The 17,238-nt window shown below is 70.0% G+C and carries 10 protein-coding genes; 8 read left to right on the forward strand and 2 right to left on the reverse strand.

What is annotated here, in order from left to right; genetic code table 11:
- The first annotated feature begins 1 nt into the window (after window position 1).
- The 6 genes from OG371_RS36120 to OG371_RS36145 all read left to right on the forward strand — a co-directional run bounded on the left by OG371_RS36120 (window position 2) and on the right by OG371_RS36145 (window position 7,714).
- Window positions 2–805: a TIGR03084 family metal-binding protein gene (locus OG371_RS36120; RefSeq protein ID WP_329060207.1), complete on the forward strand. Its 804-nt coding sequence runs from the start codon at window positions 2–4 to the stop codon at window positions 803–805.
- Between the two features lie 80 nt (window positions 806–885).
- Window positions 886–2,586 (forward strand): acyclic terpene utilization AtuA family protein, encoded by a 1,701-nt coding sequence (locus OG371_RS36125; protein ID WP_442876199.1) that lies wholly within the window; start codon window positions 886–888, stop codon window positions 2,584–2,586.
- Between the two features lie 8 nt (window positions 2,587–2,594).
- Window positions 2,595–3,218 carry a TetR/AcrR family transcriptional regulator gene (locus OG371_RS36130; RefSeq protein WP_329060211.1) on the forward strand — a complete coding sequence of 208 codons (624 nt, stop codon included), beginning with the start codon at window positions 2,595–2,597 and terminating at the stop codon, window positions 3,216–3,218.
- A gap of 140 nt (window positions 3,219–3,358) precedes the next feature.
- Entirely contained in the window at window positions 3,359–5,032 is a 1,674-nt protein-coding gene (locus tag OG371_RS36135; RefSeq protein WP_329060213.1) for an AMP-binding protein, read from the forward strand.
- 13 nt (window positions 5,033–5,045) lie between these two features.
- Window positions 5,046–6,938 carry a propionyl-CoA synthetase gene (locus tag OG371_RS36140; protein WP_329060215.1) on the forward strand — a complete coding sequence of 631 codons (1,893 nt, stop codon included), beginning with the start codon at window positions 5,046–5,048 and terminating at the stop codon, window positions 6,936–6,938.
- Window positions 6,935–7,714, forward strand: coding sequence for an enoyl-CoA hydratase/isomerase family protein (locus OG371_RS36145; protein ID WP_329060218.1), 780 nt, complete (start codon window positions 6,935–6,937; stop codon window positions 7,712–7,714). Before OG371_RS36140 ends, OG371_RS36145 begins: the two co-directional genes overlap by 4 nt.
- A 210-nt stretch (window positions 7,715–7,924) precedes the next feature.
- Here the strand turns inward: OG371_RS36145 and OG371_RS36150 are convergent, their stop codons facing one another.
- A complete protein-coding gene (locus OG371_RS36150; RefSeq protein WP_329060220.1) occupies window positions 7,925–8,566 on the reverse strand; it encodes a TetR/AcrR family transcriptional regulator in 642 nt (213 codons plus the stop codon).
- Between the two features lie 422 nt (window positions 8,567–8,988).
- Between OG371_RS36150 and OG371_RS36155 the strand changes: the two genes are divergently transcribed.
- Window positions 8,989–10,179: an alpha/beta hydrolase gene (locus OG371_RS36155; RefSeq protein ID WP_329060222.1), complete on the forward strand. Its 1,191-nt coding sequence runs from the start codon at window positions 8,989–8,991 to the stop codon at window positions 10,177–10,179.
- A gap of 117 nt (window positions 10,180–10,296) precedes the next feature.
- Here OG371_RS36155 and OG371_RS36160 read toward each other — a convergent pair whose 3' ends face one another.
- Entirely contained in the window at window positions 10,297–13,422 is a 3,126-nt protein-coding gene (locus OG371_RS36160) for an amidohydrolase family protein (RefSeq protein WP_329060224.1), read from the reverse strand.
- A gap of 291 nt (window positions 13,423–13,713) precedes the next feature.
- On the opposite strand from OG371_RS36160, the gene OG371_RS36165 reads away from it, so the two are divergent.
- A complete protein-coding gene (locus OG371_RS36165) occupies window positions 13,714–17,103 on the forward strand; it encodes a GH92 family glycosyl hydrolase (protein WP_329060226.1) in 3,390 nt (1,129 codons plus the stop codon).
- The last annotated feature ends 135 nt before the right edge of the window (window positions 17,104–17,238 follow it).

The following is a 17,238-nucleotide window of genomic DNA, read 5'->3' on the forward strand; positions in this document are numbered from 1 at the left end:
CATGGGCGTCACGATGGACCAGGTGCTCGACGACCTCGAGGCCGAAACCCGGGTGCTGTACGAGCTGGTGGCCGACCTCGGCGACCCGGGGATCGCCGCCGCCACCCCGGCGGCGGGCTGGAGCATCCGCGACCAGCTCACCCACCTCGCGTACTTCGACGAAACGGCCACGCTGGCCGCGGTCAACCCCCCAGCGTTCCGGCGCGCTGCCGAGGCCCTGATGGCCGGCGGCGAGGATTTCCCCGACCGGATCGCCGCCGAGCACGCCGAACTGCCCGCGGCCGACGTCCGGGACTGGCTCGTCCGCGCGCGCCGGGAGTTCGTCGCTGTCTTCCGCGGGATCGATCCGAAGGCGCGCCTTCCTTGGTACGGGCCGGACATGAGCGCGCTGTCCTCGGCCACCGCCCGCCTGATGGAGACCTGGGCGCACGGCCAGGACGTCGCCGACGCCCTCGGCCGGCCCCGCGAACCGACCGACCGGCTGCGCCACATCGCCCACCTCGGCGTGCGGACCACCGCGTTCTCCTTCTCCCTGAACGGAAAACCGGTGCCGGACGGGCCGATCCGGGTCGACCTCACGGCGCCGTCCGGGGCCCGCTGGACCTGGGGTCCGGAAGGCGCCGCGGACCGGGTGAGCGGGACCGCGCTCGACTTCTGCCTGGTGGTGACTCAGCGCCGTCACCTCGACGACACCGCTCTGAGAGCCGACGGGCCGGTCGCCCGCGAGTGGCTGTCGATCGCCCAGGCCTTCGCCGGCGCCCCGGGGACCGGACGCGGGCCAAGCCACCGAGGAGGACGATCGTGACCACGACCATCGGCGGCCGGGCCGTGCGGATCGGCAACTGCTCGGGCTTCTACGGCGACCGGCTCGAGGCCGCCCGGGAGATGGTCGAGGGTGGCCCGATCGACGTGCTCACCGGCGACTACCTGGCCGAGCTGACCATGCTGATCCTGTGGAAAGCCAGGCAAAAGGACCCGTCCGCGGGTTATGCGAAGACCTTCCTCACCCAGGTCGAGCACGTGCTGGGCACCTGCCTCGACCGCGGCATCCGGATCGTCTCCAACGCCGGCGGGCTCAACCCCGCCGGGCTCGCCACGGAACTCGGCGCCCTGGCCGGGCGGCTCGGCCTGCACCCGCGGATCGCCTATGTGGACGGTGACGATCTCGTCGGCCGGCTCGAGGATCTGCAAGAAGCCGGCCACGCGCTGGCCCACCTCGACACCGGCCGCAAGCTCGCCGACGCCGGCGTGCACCCGGTGTCCGCCAACGCTTACCTCGGCGCGTGGGGCATCACCGAGGCCCTGCGGGCGGACGCCGACCTCGTGGTCACCGGGCGCGTCACCGACGCCTCGGTGGTGGTCGGCCCGGCGGCGTGGTGGCACGGCTGGCAGTGGGACTCCGACGACATCCACGACAAGATCGCCGGCGCGATGGCGGCCGGGCACGTGATCGAGTGCGGTCCCCAGGCCACCGGCGGGAACTACGCGTTTTTCGAGGAGGTCACCGACCGCCGGTACCCGGGTTTCCCGATCGCCGAGGTCGAGGCCGACGGGTCGAGCGTGATCACCAAGCACCAGAACACCGGCGGCCTGGTCTCGATCGGCACCGTGACCGCGCAGCTGCTCTACGAGATCGCTGAGCCGGCCTACCTCGGGCCCGACGCCGTCGCCCGGTTCGACACCCTGGAGCTGGCTTCCGACGGCGAAAACCGCGTTCGCATCAGGGGTGCCCGCGGCAGCGCCCCGACCGACCAGCTGAAGGTCGCGCTCAACTACGAGGGCGGCTACCGCAACACGATGACCCTGGTGCTCACCGGCACGCGGATCGAGGAGAAGGCGGCCTGGGCCGAACAGCAGCTGGCCGAGCTGCTCGGCGGGCGGGACCGGTTCGCCGAGTTCGACGTGCGGCTGCTGCGGTTCGACCACCCGGACGCGGCCACGAACGCCGAGGCGACCGCGCACCTGCGCGTCACGGTCAAGGACCCGGACCGGCGCAAGGTCGGGCGGGCCTTCTCCAACACCACCATGGAACTCGCGCTCGGCGGTTACCCCGGCTTCCACACCACCACGCCGCCGTCGGCGGAAAGTGCTTACGGCGTCTACTGGCCGACGCTGGTCCCGGCCGCCGAGGTCGAGCACCGCGTCACGCTGCCGGACGGCACCGTGCGGACCATCCCGCACGATCCGGTCACGGCCGCGGTGCCGGAGTACGTGCCGCCGCCGGGAACGCCCGTGCCCGCCGTCGGGCCGACGCGACGGTTGCCGCTCGGCACGATCGCCGGCGCGCGGTCCGGCGACAAGGGCGGCAACGCGAACATCGGCGTGTGGACCCGCACCGACGAGGAGTACGCCTGGCTGCGCGGTTATCTCACCGCAGCGCGCGTCCGTGAGCTGATCCCGGAGACGGCCGGGCTGGAGATCCGGCGCTACGAGCTGCCGAACCTGCGCGCGGTGAACCTGGTGGTCGTGGGCATCCTGGGCGCGGGGGTCGCCTCCGCGACGCGCCCCGACCCCCAGGCCAAGGGACTGGGCGAATACCTGCGCAGCCGGCTCGCGGACCTCCCGGAAAGCCTGCTGCGGAGCTGAATGCCGTCATGGAGCAGGCACGCGCGCCGCGACGAGACCCCGCCCGCAAGGCGCGGATCCTGGCCGCGTCGGCGGAGCTGATCTCGCGGCACGGCTACCACGCAGTGGGCCTGACGGAGATCGGCACCGCGGCCGGGATCGTGAGCACCGGCGTCTACCGGCACTTCCCGAGCAAGTCGGCGATCCTGGCGGCGCTCCTGCACCAGGTGATGGACCTGCTGGGCACGGCCGCGGGCGAGATCGTGGCGACCGCGCCCGACGACCGGGCCGCGGTCACCGAGCTGGTCCGCCACCACGTCCGGGTCGCGATCGAAGACCGCCGAATCCTGCAGGTCTACCACTTCGAGGCGCGCTGCCTGCCCGCCGAGGACCAGCAACGGCTGCGCCGGGCCCAGCGCGACTACGTCGAGGAGTGGGTCGCGGTGGTGACACCGCTGCGGCCCGGCCTCACCGACGCCCAGGCCAGGGCCCTGGTCCACGCGGCGATCGGCGGGGTGCAATCCGTGCTGTTCCACCATTCCGGGCTCGCCCAGGACCGGCTGACCGCGCTGCTCTGCGGTGCGGCCCACGCCTGTCTCGGGGTGGCGGCCGCCGCCGAACCGGGCTGCCGGGTGGGGCTCCATCCCTCGTGAGTGCATCACGGTTCACTGATTGTCGCCTGCAAATAGGTATTAAGTGAGTAAAGATGTGAATGGCCAGTGACTTTGGTCTTGCCACGGGGCCCGTCAAGTTGGATGCTGTCGGGCATCAGGCATACAGCAAGGAGGCTGATGTGGACCTGAACGGGAAGATCGACGTCACGACGCTGCGCGGCCGCCGCGCGGTCAACCGCTGGGAACGCACTTCCGTCGGCGACGTGTTCGAACGGCTGACGTGGAGCTACCCGGATCAGGTCGCCATCACCGGGCGGCCGGGCGCCTACGGTGAGCCGCAGTTCGCCGCGGTCACCTACCGGCAGGCCGACCGGATCGCCAACCGGCTCGCGCACGCGCTGGCCGCCCGCGGCCTCGAGCCCGGCGCCCGGGTGGTGCTGTTCTGCGAGAACTCCGTCGAGGCGTACCTGGCCAAGATCGGCATCGCGAAGGCCGGGATGGTCGCCATGCCCGTCAACCCCGCGCTGGCCGCGGACGTGCTGGAGCATCTGATCGGGCAAGCGGAGCCGGGCGCGGCGATCGTCGACGCGGAGCTGTGGCCGCGCGCGGAAGCGGCGTTCACCAAGACCGGGCTGCCGATCGCGGCGACCATCACCGTCGGCGGCGGGCCGGTCGCCGGGAGCCCGAGCTTCGGCGAACTGCTCGCCCCGCAGCCGGACACCGAGCCGGACGTCGAGATCCACGGCGACGACATCTGGCAGCTGCTCTACACCTCGGGCACCACGGCGCTGCCGAAGGGCGTCATGACCTCGCACTCCGCCAGCCACCTGGCGGCGCTGAACTTCAGCGTCTCGCTCACCCGTGGGCTGCGGGTGGAAACCGAGCTGAAAGTGATGACCTACCTGCCGATGATCTACCACGTCGGCGACCAGATCTTCACGCTGTCCGCGTTCCTGGCCGGGGGCTCGCTGGTCCTGGGCCGCCGCCCGGTGCCCGGCGACGTCGCCACCGCGATCGAGCAGGAGCGCCCGACCGCGCTGTGGGCCGGCTCGCCGCAGTTCGTCGCGGCGATGACCGCCGCGGCGGAGAAGGACGGCCGGGACCTGTCGAGCCTGACCGTGCTCGTCTACGGCTGGGGCGCGCTCACCCCGGCGGTTTACGAGACCCTGCAACGGAAAGCGCCCGGACTGGTGGCGCTGGGCATCTTCGGGCAGACCGAGGCGATCGCGTGTCACCGGTTCTGGCCGGCGAAGTGGCCGGAGGTCTACGAGCGCACCGCGCCCGCGTTGAACTACGTCGGGGTGCCCAGTCCGCTCCTGGCTTCGGACGTCGTCGACGAAGCCGGGGAATCCCTGCTGGGCAAACCCCAGACGCCGGGGGAGGCGGTCTACCGCAGCCCGATCGTCACCGCCGGCTACTACCTCAACGAGGAGGCGACGCGGGAGGCGTTCCGCGGCGGCTGGTTCCACTCCGGCGACAGTGCCGTGGTGGACGCCGACGGCCTGCGGGTGATGGTCGACCGTTTCAAGGACATCGTGAAATCGGGCGGGGAGAACGTGTCCAGCCTGCGGGTGGAGGCGGTGCTGCACGGCCATCCCGCGGTCGAGAAGGCCGCCGTGATCGGCCTCCCACACCAGCACTGGGGTGAGGCCGTGACGGCCGTTGTGGTGCTCCGGCCCGGCGCCGAGGCGGACGAAGCGTCGATCATCGCGCACTGCCGCGCGTCGCTCGGCGGCTACGAGACGCCGAAAGCGGTGGTGTTCGTGGACGCCCTGCCGGAGACGGTCGGCGGCAAGACCCTCAAGTACAAGCTCCGGCAGCACCACGCGGAGCTGTTCCGCGCCCAGCCCTGAGGAGGATCCCGATTTGCCTGGCTACGACAAGGTCTTCACGGCGAGCGTGGCGGACCGCGAGGCCTTCTGGCTCGAGGCGGCCCAGTCCCTGGACTGGCACCGCGCCCCGGCCCGGGCGCTCGACGACACGGATCCGCCGTTCTACCGGTGGTTCCCCGACGGCGAGCTGAACGTCGCGTACAACGCCCTGGACCGGCACGTCGCCGCGGGCCGGGGTGAGCAGGCGGCGTTGATCTACGACTCACCCGTGACCGGGACCCGGCGCACTTACACGTACGCGCAGCTGACCGACGAGGTCGCCCGCTTCGCCGGGGTACTCAGCGGCCTCGGCGTGGGTGTGGGGGACCGGGTCGTGGTGTACCTCCCGATGGTTCCTGAGGCCGCGATCGCCATGCTGGCGTGCGCCCGGCTCGGCGCGGTGCACTCCGTGGTCTTCGGTGGGTTCGCCGCCCACGAGCTGGCCGTGCGCATCGACGACGCGACGCCGAAGGTCGTCGTCTCGGCTTCCTGCGGCATCGAAGGCAAACGGGTCATCGAGTACAAGCCGTTGCTCGACCGTGCGCTCGAACTCTCCGCCCACCGGCCCGACCGGTGCGTGATCCTGCAACGGCCGCAAGCGGAAGCCGTTCTTGGGCCCGGCGACGTCGACTGGGCCGAAGCCGTGTCGTCCGCGGTGCCCGCCGATCCCGTGCCGGTGAAGAGCACCGACCCGCTCTATGTTTTGTACACGTCCGGGACCACCGGCAAGCCCAAGGGCGTGGTCCGCGACTGCGGCGGGTACGCGACCGCGCTGGCGTGGTCGATGCCCCACGTTTACGACGTCGGACCCGGGCAGGTCATGTTCACCGCCTCCGACGTCGGCTGGGTCGTGGGGCACTCGTACATCGTGTACGCGCCGCTGCTGGCCGGGGCGACCACGGTCCTGTACGAGGGCAAGCCGGTCGGCAGCCCGGACGCCGGGCAGTTCTGGCGGGTCTGCGCCGAGCACGGCGTGCGGGCGTTGTTCACCGCGCCGACCGCGTTCCGGGCGTTGAAGAAGGAGGACCCGGACGGCGAGTACACCCGGGACTACGACCTGTCCGGGCTGCGGTACCTGTTCCTGGCCGGTGAGCGGCTCGATCCGGAGACCTACCACTGGGCGTCCGAGCTGCTCGGCATTCCGGTCGTCGACCATTGGTGGCAGACGGAGACCGGCTGGCCGATCGTGGCCAACCCGGCCGGGATCGAACTGCTGCCGATCAAGCGCGGCTCCCCGACGAAACCCTTGCCGGGCTGGGACATCCAGGTCCTGGACGCTTCGGGCCGCCCGGTGCCGGCCGGGGTGGACGGCGCGATCGTGGCCAAGCTTCCGTTGCCACCGGGCGCTTTCCTGACCCTGTGGAACGACGACAAGCGCTTCGTCGAGTCCTACCTGTCGGCGTTCGACGGCTACTACCTCACCGGCGACGGGGGCCGGATCGACGAGGACGGCTACGTGTTTGTCATGGGGCGCACCGACGACGTGATCAACGTCGCCGGCCACCGCCTGTCCACCGGCGGGATGGAGGAGGTGCTGGCCGCGCACCCGGATGTCGCGGAATGCGCGGTGATCGGCGTCGCGGACGAGCTGAAAGGGCAGGTCCCGCGCGGGTTCGTGGTGCTGAAGGCCGGGGTCGACAGTGCCGCGGAGGGTTATGCCGAGCGGTTGCGCGCGGAGCTGGTGCAGCTGGTGCGGGAGCAGGTCGGCGCGGTGGCGTCGCTGAAGGAGGTCGCCGTCGTGCCGGCCCTGCCGAAGACCCGCTCGGGCAAGATCCTGCGCAAGACCATGCGGGGGATCGCCGACGGCCGGGACGAGCCGGTGCCCTCGACCATCGAGGATACGAGCGTGCTCGACACCCTGCGCCCGGTGCTGCGCGGGAACCGGTGACGGCGTCGCTGGTCGACCTGACCGTCCGGGACTCGATCGCCCTCGTGCGGCTCGACCGGGCGGACCGGCTCAACGCGCTGTCCGACGAGCTGCTGCGCGACTTCGAGAACGCGCTCGATCGAGTTGACGCTTCGGACTGCCGCGGGATCGTCGTCACCGGGACGGGTCGCGCGTTCTGCGCCGGCGCGGACCTGGGCCAGCTGCTCGACCGGCTGGATTCGGGGCAGGAGCAGATCCTGGCGTTCGTGCGGCGGGCCGGGGTCTTGTTCAGCCGGCTCGAAGTCTCGCCGCTGCCGGTGATCGCCGCGGTGAACGGGACCGCCGTCGCGGGCGGCTTCGAACTGGTGCTCGCCGCCGACCTCGTGGTCGCGGCGGAGGGCGCCCTGCTCGGCGACGGGCACGTCCGCTACGGCGTACTCCCGGGCGGCGGTGGGGCAGTGCGGATCGAGCGCAAGCTCCCGGCCAACGTCGCCCGCCGCCTGCTGCTGACCGGTGAGCTCGAGCCGGCGGAACGGTTCCGCGAGTGGGGTTTGATCGAGGAGGTGGTGCCCGCCGAGCGGTTGCTTGATTCGGCGCTGGCCCTTGCGCGACGGATCGCTTCGGGGAGTGCGCGCGGGCTGTCGGAGCTCAAACGGGTGGCGAACGCTGCTCGGGACCTGCCGACTGCCGAGGCACTGGCTTTGGAATTCGACGCCTTCGCTGGTTATGTCGGCTCGCCGGACCTTCGAGCGGGCTTGAGCGCCTTCCGGGACCGCTCGCGCTTTTCCGGGCGCTGAAGGGGAATCAGGCGCCCTGTTCGTCTGTCCACTCTGCACCGGAGTTAACGCCTCGGCAGGCGCGCGCTGAAGGGGTCAGGCGCCCTGTTCGTTCGTCCACTTCGCACCGGAGTCGACGGCAGGCACGGGCGACGCCGAGGCGCGCGTGGGCCGTGCCGGTCAGCAGGTTGGCCAGCTGCGGCATCCGCAAGTCCGGGCGCTGAACGGGAGTCAGGCGCCCTGTTCGTCTGTCCACTCTGCATCCGAGTCGACCACCGACATGGACGGCGCCGAGTCGACGCCGAGGCACGCGTGGGCTGCGCCGGTCAGCAGATTCGCCAGCTGCGGCACCGGCAAGCCCGAGTTGAAGAACAGAATCGACTGGATGCTGCCGATCGCCGCGTGGACCAGGACGCGGATCTCGCCGTCGGCCAGATCCGGGCGTAGCGGCGCCACCGCGGCGACCCACTCCTCGATGTAGTGGCGCTGGGCGCGGCGCAGGCGGCGGAGGTCGTTCTCCGGGAGGTTGCGGGCTTCGCGGTGGTAGACCTGCAGGATCCGGCGGTCGTGAATGGCCACTCGCACGTGGTTGCGGACCAGTTCGCTGACCGCGTTCCGGTCGTCGCCGGCCTGGTCGACGATCGACGAGGCCGCGGCCGAGAGCTGGTCCATGACCTGCTCGAGCAGCTCGGCGAGAATCGCGGACTTGCCGCCGAAGTGCCGGTATATCCCGGATCCCACGATACCCGAGGCCTGGCCGATGTCGGCCATGCCCACCGCGTGGTAGCCGTTCTTGGAGATCAGCTCCGCCGCGGCAGCCAGGATGCGGTCCTTGCGCGCGGGATCGCGACGAGGCCGCTGCGCCTCCTTCACCGGTACCTCCTTCGACGGGTTGCGGGCCCGATGATACCCCGCGGCCGGGCGCCCCGGACCGCCGCGTGCCGGGAACTCGCCGCGCTGAGACCGTTCTGACGGCCGAAAAATACCCCGATCAAGTGAGGCTGTGACCCGCATTGCCGTGGTATTGTCCGCTGGCGAGTGAACGACAGTTCACTAGTGGCGAAAGTGCCCGTCGCCCCCGAACTCCGCTGAGCAGGCGGGGTTTGCTGAAGCTGTCCTTGTTTCGGGATGACAATGAGGTCACAATGACTGTAGTAAAGAACAATCGTTCACTCAGGCGACCCCGCTCGCGGCGTGCGGTCACGCTGCTGGCCGGCCTGCTCCTCGTCGCGGGCAGTGCGGTGGCTCCGGCCGCCGCGGCGGGAACTCCGGCCACTGCCTGTAAAAACGTGGCGGTGCCGGTGACCGCGGCCGGCCAGGCGGCCACCATCACCGGCACGCTGTGCACGCCGCCCGGGGCGAGCACCGTGCAAATCCTCGTTCACGGCTGGTCCTACGCGCGGTATTACTGGGACCTGCCCTACGAGCCGGACACCTACTCGTACGTGCGCGCGGCGAACAAGCGCGGCTACGCGACACTGAGCATCGACCGGCTCGGCGACGGCCAGTCCACCCACCCGCTCAGCGCGTTCGACAACTTCTACGCCGACGTCAGCACCGTCCACCAGGTCATCACGGCGCTGCGCGACGGCCGGCTCGGCACGTCCTTCGGCAAGGTGATCGAGGTCGGCCACAGCCTGGGCGGCATCGTCACGATGACCGAGGCGGGCCTGTACAAGGACGTGGACGCGATCATGCCGACCGGCATCGCGCACTCGCTCAACTACGTCAACGTGCTGTCCAAGATCATCGCCGACGACTACCCCTCGGCCCTCGACCCGAAGTTCACCGCCGCCGGCCTCGATCCCGCCTACCTGACCAGTTATCCCGGCACCCGCGGCGGATTCTACCTCGGCAACGCGACCTCGACCGACCCGGGCGCGATCGCGAAGGACGAGCAGCTGAAGGAGACCGGCAACCTCGTCGAGCTGGCCACACTGGCCGCCTACAACGTGCTCAACGTGGACCGGAGCCTCAACATCCCGGTGCTCGCCGTGGTCGGGCAGCACGACCCGTTCATCTGCGGGCTGCTCGGCCCGAGCTGCTCCGACTCCCAGACGCTGGCGAACTTCGAGCGGCCCTTCTACGGTCCGAATGCGACGGTGGTCGCGGACGTCGTGCCCAACACCGCCCACGATCTGCAGCTGGAGAAGAGCGCGCCGGAGAGCAACGCGACGATGCTCGACTTCGCCGACAAGTACGTCGGAGCCGGTGACGCCATGAAGGACACCGCGCCCGGAGCGGCGGCACCCGTGCCCACGCCGCCGAACCCCGCGCCCAGCCTGGCCGCGAAGGCCGTCAACGCGCTGGTCGTGCAGGCGGCCGTGCCCGCCATCGCCCTGGTGCAGAAGGCGAGCAACGTGGTGCCCGGCCTCGGGGACAACCAGGATCCGATCCCGGGCATGTCCGCGGCCCTGGCCACGGTCGGGAACCTGACGGACTCCCTCGTGGGGACCTTCCCGGAGGGCCTGATCGCCGGGAGCTGAGCAGCACCGAACTGCACTGAGCCGCGCGCCGCGATGACCGGCGCGCGGCTCGGCGGCAGCTCGGGCCTCGTGAGTGTTCATGACGGTTCTAACCGTCATGAACACTCACGAGTCTGGTCAGTGGGTCGCGCAGCAGGAGTTGCGGCTCTCCTCGACGTAATGCGGGTCGTGCCACCAGAAACGGTCGTTGGCCGCGGGCGCGACCACCGGGGCGAGCGTGCGGTTCGGCGCGATGCCGGGCGTGGCCGGGGTTTCGAACGGCCGGAGCAGTTCGCTGACTGTGTGCTGACGCCCGGACGCGAAGACGGATCGGACGTTCGCGGCCTGGGTGATGTCGTTCAGCGGGTTGCCGCCGAGGACGGTCAGGTCCGCGTACATGCCCGGGGCGATCTGCCCGAGCGGCTCGCCCAGGAACCGGCCCGCGGCGCTGGTCGCGGTGACCAGCGCTTCGTGCGGGGTCAGCCCGTAGGCCACCATCGCGCGCAGGTTCATGTGCGTGCTGACCGCGGTGTGGTCGATCGGCGAGTCCGTGCCGGTGACGATCAGCCCGCCGCGCCGGACCATGGCGGCGATCTGCTGGACCTGGTGCGCGAGGTTGCGCCGGCTCGCGGTCTGGTCGGTGGTCTTCGCGGTGGCGACCGCGGCCTGCAGCGACGCGTATTCCCACGACGGGTACAGCGTACGGACGCGGTGGTCCTCGACCAGGCTGGTGTCGTCGGCGAACATCGTCGCGGAGACGAACAGCGTCGGCGTACGGGCGGCGCCGGAGGCGTTGAACAGGTCGATCACGTCCCGGTACCCGGTGCCCAGCGCGGTCACCGTGCGCGAATAGCCGAGCCGGCTGGTGGCGCCGATGTGCTCCATCCCGTCGCTGCCGAAGCCGAACGACGGGTAGCAGTAGTGCGAAGTCGCCGGGATGTGGTGCTGATGCGCCCACGCCACGACCTGCTGCTGCCACACCGGGGGCAGCCGGACGTAACACTTCATCAGGTCGTAGTCGAGTGCTTCGGCGCGCTGCAGTTCGAGGGCGAGCTGGTGGTCGTCGTAGGTCGGGCGCATGAAGTTGTAGAAGATGCGGGAACCGTCGATCGCTTCACCGGTGGCGAAGTAGCGCGGCGCGATCCGGGCGCCGGACTGGACGGATTCGCGGTCTTCGACCATGTGGTACGCCGGGCTGCCGGGCGACCGGGTGGTGGTGAAGCCGAGCGAAAGCCACAGCCGGCCCTGCCGGTCGCCGTAGGAGTAGCCCTGCATCTCGCGGTGGTTGTGCATGTCGATCAGGCCGGGGATGACCACCCCGTCGCGGGCGTCCACGACCTCGGCGTCCCAGCTGTCGTGATCCGGTCCGACGGCGGCGATCCGGTGCCCGTCGACCACGACGTCCACAGTGGACCGCAGGGTGTGGGAGACGCCGTCCCAGAGCTTGCCCGCGCGCACGACCGTCCGCCCGCGGTTGCGGAAGTTGGTCCAGGTCAGTCCGGTTCGGACGGTGCGCGGCGCGCCGCCCTCGACGCCGACCAGCCGCAGGACGCCGTTGCTCAGGTAGAGCAGTTGGCGCGAGTTCCCGTGCCAGCTGGGGGCGTCGGTGACCTCGGTGGTGATCTGACGGGGTGAGCCGGCGGGGGTGCCGTCCGGATGGACGTCGACCACCCACAAGACGCTGCCGACGACAAACGCCATTCGCTTGCCGTCGGGGGAGAACAGCGGCCCGTCGTCGCCGCGGGTCTGGAGGGAACGGCCCGGCAGCGCCGGAACGTAGGTGCCCGCCCCAGTCGCGCGGTCGACCAGCAGGATTTCGCTCAGCCCCTCGCGGAACCGGGCCGAGTACGGTTTGATCGCGGCCAGCGCAATCGTCTTGCCGTCGGCGGACCAGCTCGGCCGGCCCGGCTCGAAGGTCGCGGTGAACACCTTCCGCACGGCCCCGGTGGCGACCTCGGCGGTGTACAGCGCGCCGGTCTGGTCCAGGAACGCCAGCTGGGTCCCGTCGGCGGACCACGAGCCGGACACCGCGGCCGCGCCGGGCAGGTTGGTCAGCTGCCGGTCGGTGCCCGCGGCGAGGTCGCGCAGCCAGATGTCGAGCTTGCCGGCGCGGTCGGTGGAGTAGGACAGGTACTTCCCGTCCGGGGACCACGCGGGATCGCTTTTCCACCACTGGTCGCGGGTGAGCGGGCGCGGGGCCGAGCCGATCTTCATCAGGTAGATGTCGTTGAGCGCGCGGAAGGCGACCTGGCCGCCGTCCGGCGAAAGCACCGGGCTGCCGATGCCGACCACCGGTTTCGCGGTGCCGGAGTCGAAGTCCCGCTGGCGCTTGCGATAGCGCGGACGGACGACGTCGACCGTTGCGGTGAAAGGGATGTCGGCGGCCGCGGAACTGTCGAGCGAACGCCGCCGGATCGTGCCGTCCGCGACGTAGACGTACTCGCACGCGCCATGCCAGGACACCGGGAACGGGGCGATCTCCTCGCCGGTGAACAGCGGCGTCCTGGCGCGCACCAGGTGGGTGTCGCCGTTGGGGGACAAGCGGTAGTAGACGAGGTCGGCGCCGTCCGGCGTCCACTCCGGGCTGTGCACGACCTGCCCGGCCGGCACGGTGACGGCGGTGGTGCGGCTGCCGTCGGCCACGGTGACGACGTCGATCCGCGAGCCACCGACGACAAAGGCCACCTTCGTGCCGTCCGGAGACCAGGTGGCTTCGTATTCCTCGGCGGCCGTGTCGGTCAGCGGCGAAATGACGCCGCTGCCGACGTCGAGGGTGAAGATCCCGTAGCTGCCGCCCGCGGCGTCGGAGGAGAACAGGATTCGCTTGCCATCAGGGGAGTAGCGCGGTTCGCGGTGGTCGAACGGCCCGCTGGTCAGCCGCCGCGGGTCCGCGCCGCCGGCCGCCCGGACCGTCCAGAGGTGGAAATTGCCGTCGCGGTAGGACTGGAACACCAGCGCCGAACCGTCCGGTGACCAGTCCGGCAGCGCGATGTCGAACAGGTCTCCGGTGAGCCGCCGGGCCGGCCCGCCGGTGGACGGCAGCACCCACAGCACCCCGGCGACGTCGATCGCGATTTTCGTGCCGTCCGGGGAAAGCCGCGCGGTCATTCCGGTGCCCTGGCTCAGGGTTACGGTCGTTCCGCCGGATTCCACCGGAACGGCGGTTGTGGCTTCGGCGGTGGGCGTTTCGGTGAGTGCCACGCCCGAAACGGCCACCGCGCCCGCCGCAGTGGTCAGGAATCCCCGCCGATTCAACCCAGCCATGTGAGCCTCTCCCCAGAACGTTGCGCGTCCGGTCACTTCTCTACACCGCGGGCGATCATCGCGTCCAGCCCCCGGGCCCACCTGGCTTGTGAGTGTTCATGACGGTTCTAACCGTCATGAACACTCACAAGCATCACCTTCAAAACCTGTCTCCCCGAGACAACGCCCCGGTGACAGGCCATTCCGGCCGGTGCCGGGCGGTGCGGACCCTTGTGTGAGCCGGAAGCGGCGGTCTAACGTCCCCGGCAGCTCATGACAACGGTGTCAGGCATGGGAACACGGCGAGGTGGCATGCGGTCAGCGCGGTACTCAGCAGCCCGGCGCAGCAGCAGAAGTCGTTGGGGGACAGTCGCGCTTTGCGTCGCCCTCAGCGTCGCGGGATCCGTCGCCGGTGCGGCGAGCGCGAGCGCGGCCACGCCGTCCGCCTCGCTGCCGGGGCCGGGCACCGATCTGACGAAACTGGTCAATCCGTTCATCGGGACCGAGAACGAGGGGCTGGACTTCCCGGCCGCGGGCGCGCCGTTCGGCCTGGTGCAGGAGAGCCCGCTGATGAAAACGTCCGGGGGCACCGGGTGTGACACGGAGTCCGCCGGCACCGTCATGGGTTTCAGCCAGACGACGATCAACGGCTGCCGCTTCAACTACCTGCCGATGATGCCCACCACCGGCGCGGTGACCTCGACCGACCCGGCGCAGTACGCCTCGGCCTTCAGCCATGCCAACGAAACGGCCGGCCCGGACTACTACCGGACGGAACTCGACAAGTACGGCGTGAGCGTCGGGCTGACAGCGACCGCGCGGACCGGCTGGCAGCAGTACACCTTCCCGCGGACGAGCCAGGCGAACGTGCTGTTCAACGCCGGCGCCGGCGTCACCGATTCCGAGATCCACGTCGTCGGCGACCGGACCGTGGAGGGCTGGGTCGAGGATTCGAAGAAGACCTATTTCGTCGCGCAGCTGAGCCGGCCGTTCGCGTCGTACGGCACCTGGAAGGGCGCCGATCGGACGCCGGGGTCCCGGGACTCGGCGGCCAAGGGCGCCAACGGGGCCTGGCTCACGTTCGACACAACTCAGAACGACGCTCCCGTTGTCGCGAAGGTGGGGCTCTCCTTCACCGGGCTCGACGGCGCCCAGAAGAACCTCGCCGCGGAGACGGGAAAACTCGGGTTCGACTTCGACGCCGCGCACCAAGCGTTGACCGATCAGTGGAACACGATGCTGCACAAGGCCGCGATCGGCGGCGGGTCGCACGACCAGCAGGTCGCGTACTACACGGCGCTGTACCACTCGATGCTCGATCCGAACCTGATCGGTGACGTCGACGGCCGTTACGTCGGCGCCGACAAGAAGCTCCACACGGCCCGCGATTACACGCCGTACAGCAACTTCTCGTTGTGGGACACCTTCCGGACGCAGAACCAGCTGCTCGAAATGCTCGTGCCGAAGGTCGCGCACGACATCGACCTGTCGCTGCTCGCGATCGCCCGGGAGGGGGGCGCGCTGCCGCGCTGGTACCTGGAGGACCAGGAGGGCAACATCATGACCGGCGACCCGGTCACCCCGTTCCTGGTCGAGGGCTGGTCGAAGGGGCTGCTCACCGGGGCGGACGCCCAGGAGGCGTACCGGTACCTCCGGGCGAACGCGACCGAGGTGCCGCCCGCGAGCGTCCGCGAGAACGGGCGCGCCGGCGTCGCGTATTACGCCGAGCGCGGGTACATCCCGTACGGCCTCAACATCAAGCCGAACGCCGATTGCTCGGGCGGGACCGGCGGAAACTGCTGCCCGACCAAGAGCAACGACAACGACTGTTACTACGGCACATCGTCCACATTGGAGTATGCGGCCGCCGACGCTTCGCTGGCGCTGATGGCGAAGGGCCTCGGCCACGCGTCCGACGCCGCGATGTTCGCCAAGCGCGGCCAGTCGTACCAGAACATCTTCGACACGCAGACTCAGCAGTTCCGGCCCCGGACCGCGTCCGACGGCACCTGGCTGACGCCGTACGACCCGGTCACCAGCGACCACGCGTTCCACGAGCAGAACGCGAGCCAGTACCAGTGGCTGGTGCCGCAGGACCCGGCCGGGCTGGTCGGCCTGCTGGGCGGCAGCGACAAGACCACCGCCCGGCTGAACGATTTCTTCGCCTACAACGATCTTCTCACCGATCCGGTGGGCACCGCTCGCAAGACCTGGGTCAGCGATCCGTACAACTACTACGACTCCACCAAGTACAACCCGAACAACGAGCCGAACCTCGTCGCGCCGTACCTCTACGCGTGGACCGGGCAGCCCGGCAACACCGCGACCGTGGTGAAGGCGCAGGAGACGGTGTTCACGAACACGCCCGGCGGGATCCCCGGCAACGACGACATGGGGGAGATGTCGTCCTGGTACGTGATGTCGTCGCTGGGCCTCTACCCCACGGCTAGCGGGGCGAACTTCGACGTCCTGACCACTCCGCAGTTCCCGGCCGCCCGGGTGCAGATCGGTGATTACGGGTGGACGCAGGGCGGGACCCTGACGATCTCCGCGCCGGGCACCAGCATGAGCAACCGTTACGTCGCTTCGGCTGCGGTGAACGGCCGGGCTTGGGGCAAGGCGTGGGTCGGCCAGTCCGACATCGCGCACGGCGGCCGGATCGATTACGCGCTGAGCGCCAAGCCCACCGCCTGGGCGACGTCCGCTAAGGACGCACCGCCGTCGATCGACACGGTGCCGAACCCGCAGCATCAGCTGAGTGCCGACGTCGGCCCGGACCAGGTCGTCATGACCGGGCGGCAGTCGCAGGTCGATCTGACGCTGCTGGCGACGGCCCCGCGCACAGCACGGATTTCGGTGACCGCTGCGGCGCCTGCGGGATGGTCGGCTGCCCCGTCTGCTCAGACGACCACCGTGACTTCGAACGGCCTACCGGCTCAGGCGAACCTGAAGGTGCGGATCACAGCGCCGCCTGGGATGACGGCGGGCACCTACCCGGTGTCCGTCACCGCTTCGCTGCCCGGTGCTGCGGCGGTTCGTAAGACCGTGACCGTTGTCGTCCAGCCGCCCGCGCGGTGCGCGATCCAGACGGACGCTTCGTGCGCGGTCGACCTGAACACCGCGTACAACACCGACGGCGTCGCCACCTTGGCCGCCCCCGGTGAGGGCGACTTTGACGGCACTGGGGTGAGCTACGCGGCTGACCAGCTGCCTGCGCCGGGCCCGGTGACGCTGGGCGGCGTCACGTACGAAGCGCCGTCGACGTCTGGTAGCAGCCGGAACTTCGTGAAGTCCACCGGGCAGGCGCTTGCTCTGCCGTCCGGGCACTACGGCAGCCTCCACCTCATCGGCGCTTCGGACAACGGCAGTACGGGCGCCGCGTCGGCCACCGCCGTCGTCACCTATACCGACGGCACCACCGCGACTGTTCCGCTTGAACTCACGGGGTGGACCAACAAGTCTCCGGACTTCGGCAACACGGTGGCGGTGGCGACCGCGTATCAGCTCAAAGCCGGAACCGGAAAGACCGGCACGAAGGCGTCGCTGTACGAGACGACTGTTCCGTTGGATTCGGGGAAGCAGGTCAGTTCTTTGTCCTTGACGACCCCGTCCGTCCCGGCTTGGGTGGCACCGGGATCGGGTGGGCTTGATTGGCAGCGGAACAGCGACCTGGAGATCTACGCGATGACTCTGCAGCACTGACTGTAACAATCACTCACAGTTAAGTTTGCGACACGTATTGCAACCTGTATGGACGTAGCGCAAGGCAGGACTGTCGGGCGACTCTCGATCAATGCCGCGGTGTCGTGCTCGTACCGAAGAGAACAAGTTGTGCCG

The organism is Amycolatopsis sp. NBC_01480 (assembly GCF_036227205.1).
Taxonomy (GTDB): Bacteria; Actinomycetota; Actinomycetes; order Mycobacteriales; family Pseudonocardiaceae; genus Amycolatopsis.

Bases quoted from the DNA above. Each gene is read 5' to 3' on its own strand.
- OG371_RS36125 (WP_442876199.1), top strand. From the start codon at position 886: ATGGTCGAGGGTGGCCCGATCGACGTGCTCACCGGCGACTACCTGGCC.
- OG371_RS36130 (WP_329060211.1), top strand. From the start codon at position 2,595: ATGGAGCAGGCACGCGCGCCGCGACGAGACCCCGCCCGCAAGGCGCGG.
- OG371_RS36165 (WP_329060226.1), top strand. From the start codon at position 13,714: ATGCGGTCAGCGCGGTACTCAGCAGCCCGGCGCAGCAGCAGAAGTCGT.
- OG371_RS36160 (WP_329060224.1), bottom strand. From the start codon at position 13,422: ATGGCTGGGTTGAATCGGCGGGGATTCCTGACCACTGCGGCGGGCGCG.
- OG371_RS36120 (WP_329060207.1), top strand. From the start codon at position 2: ATGGGCGTCACGATGGACCAGGTGCTCGACGACCTCGAGGCCGAAACC.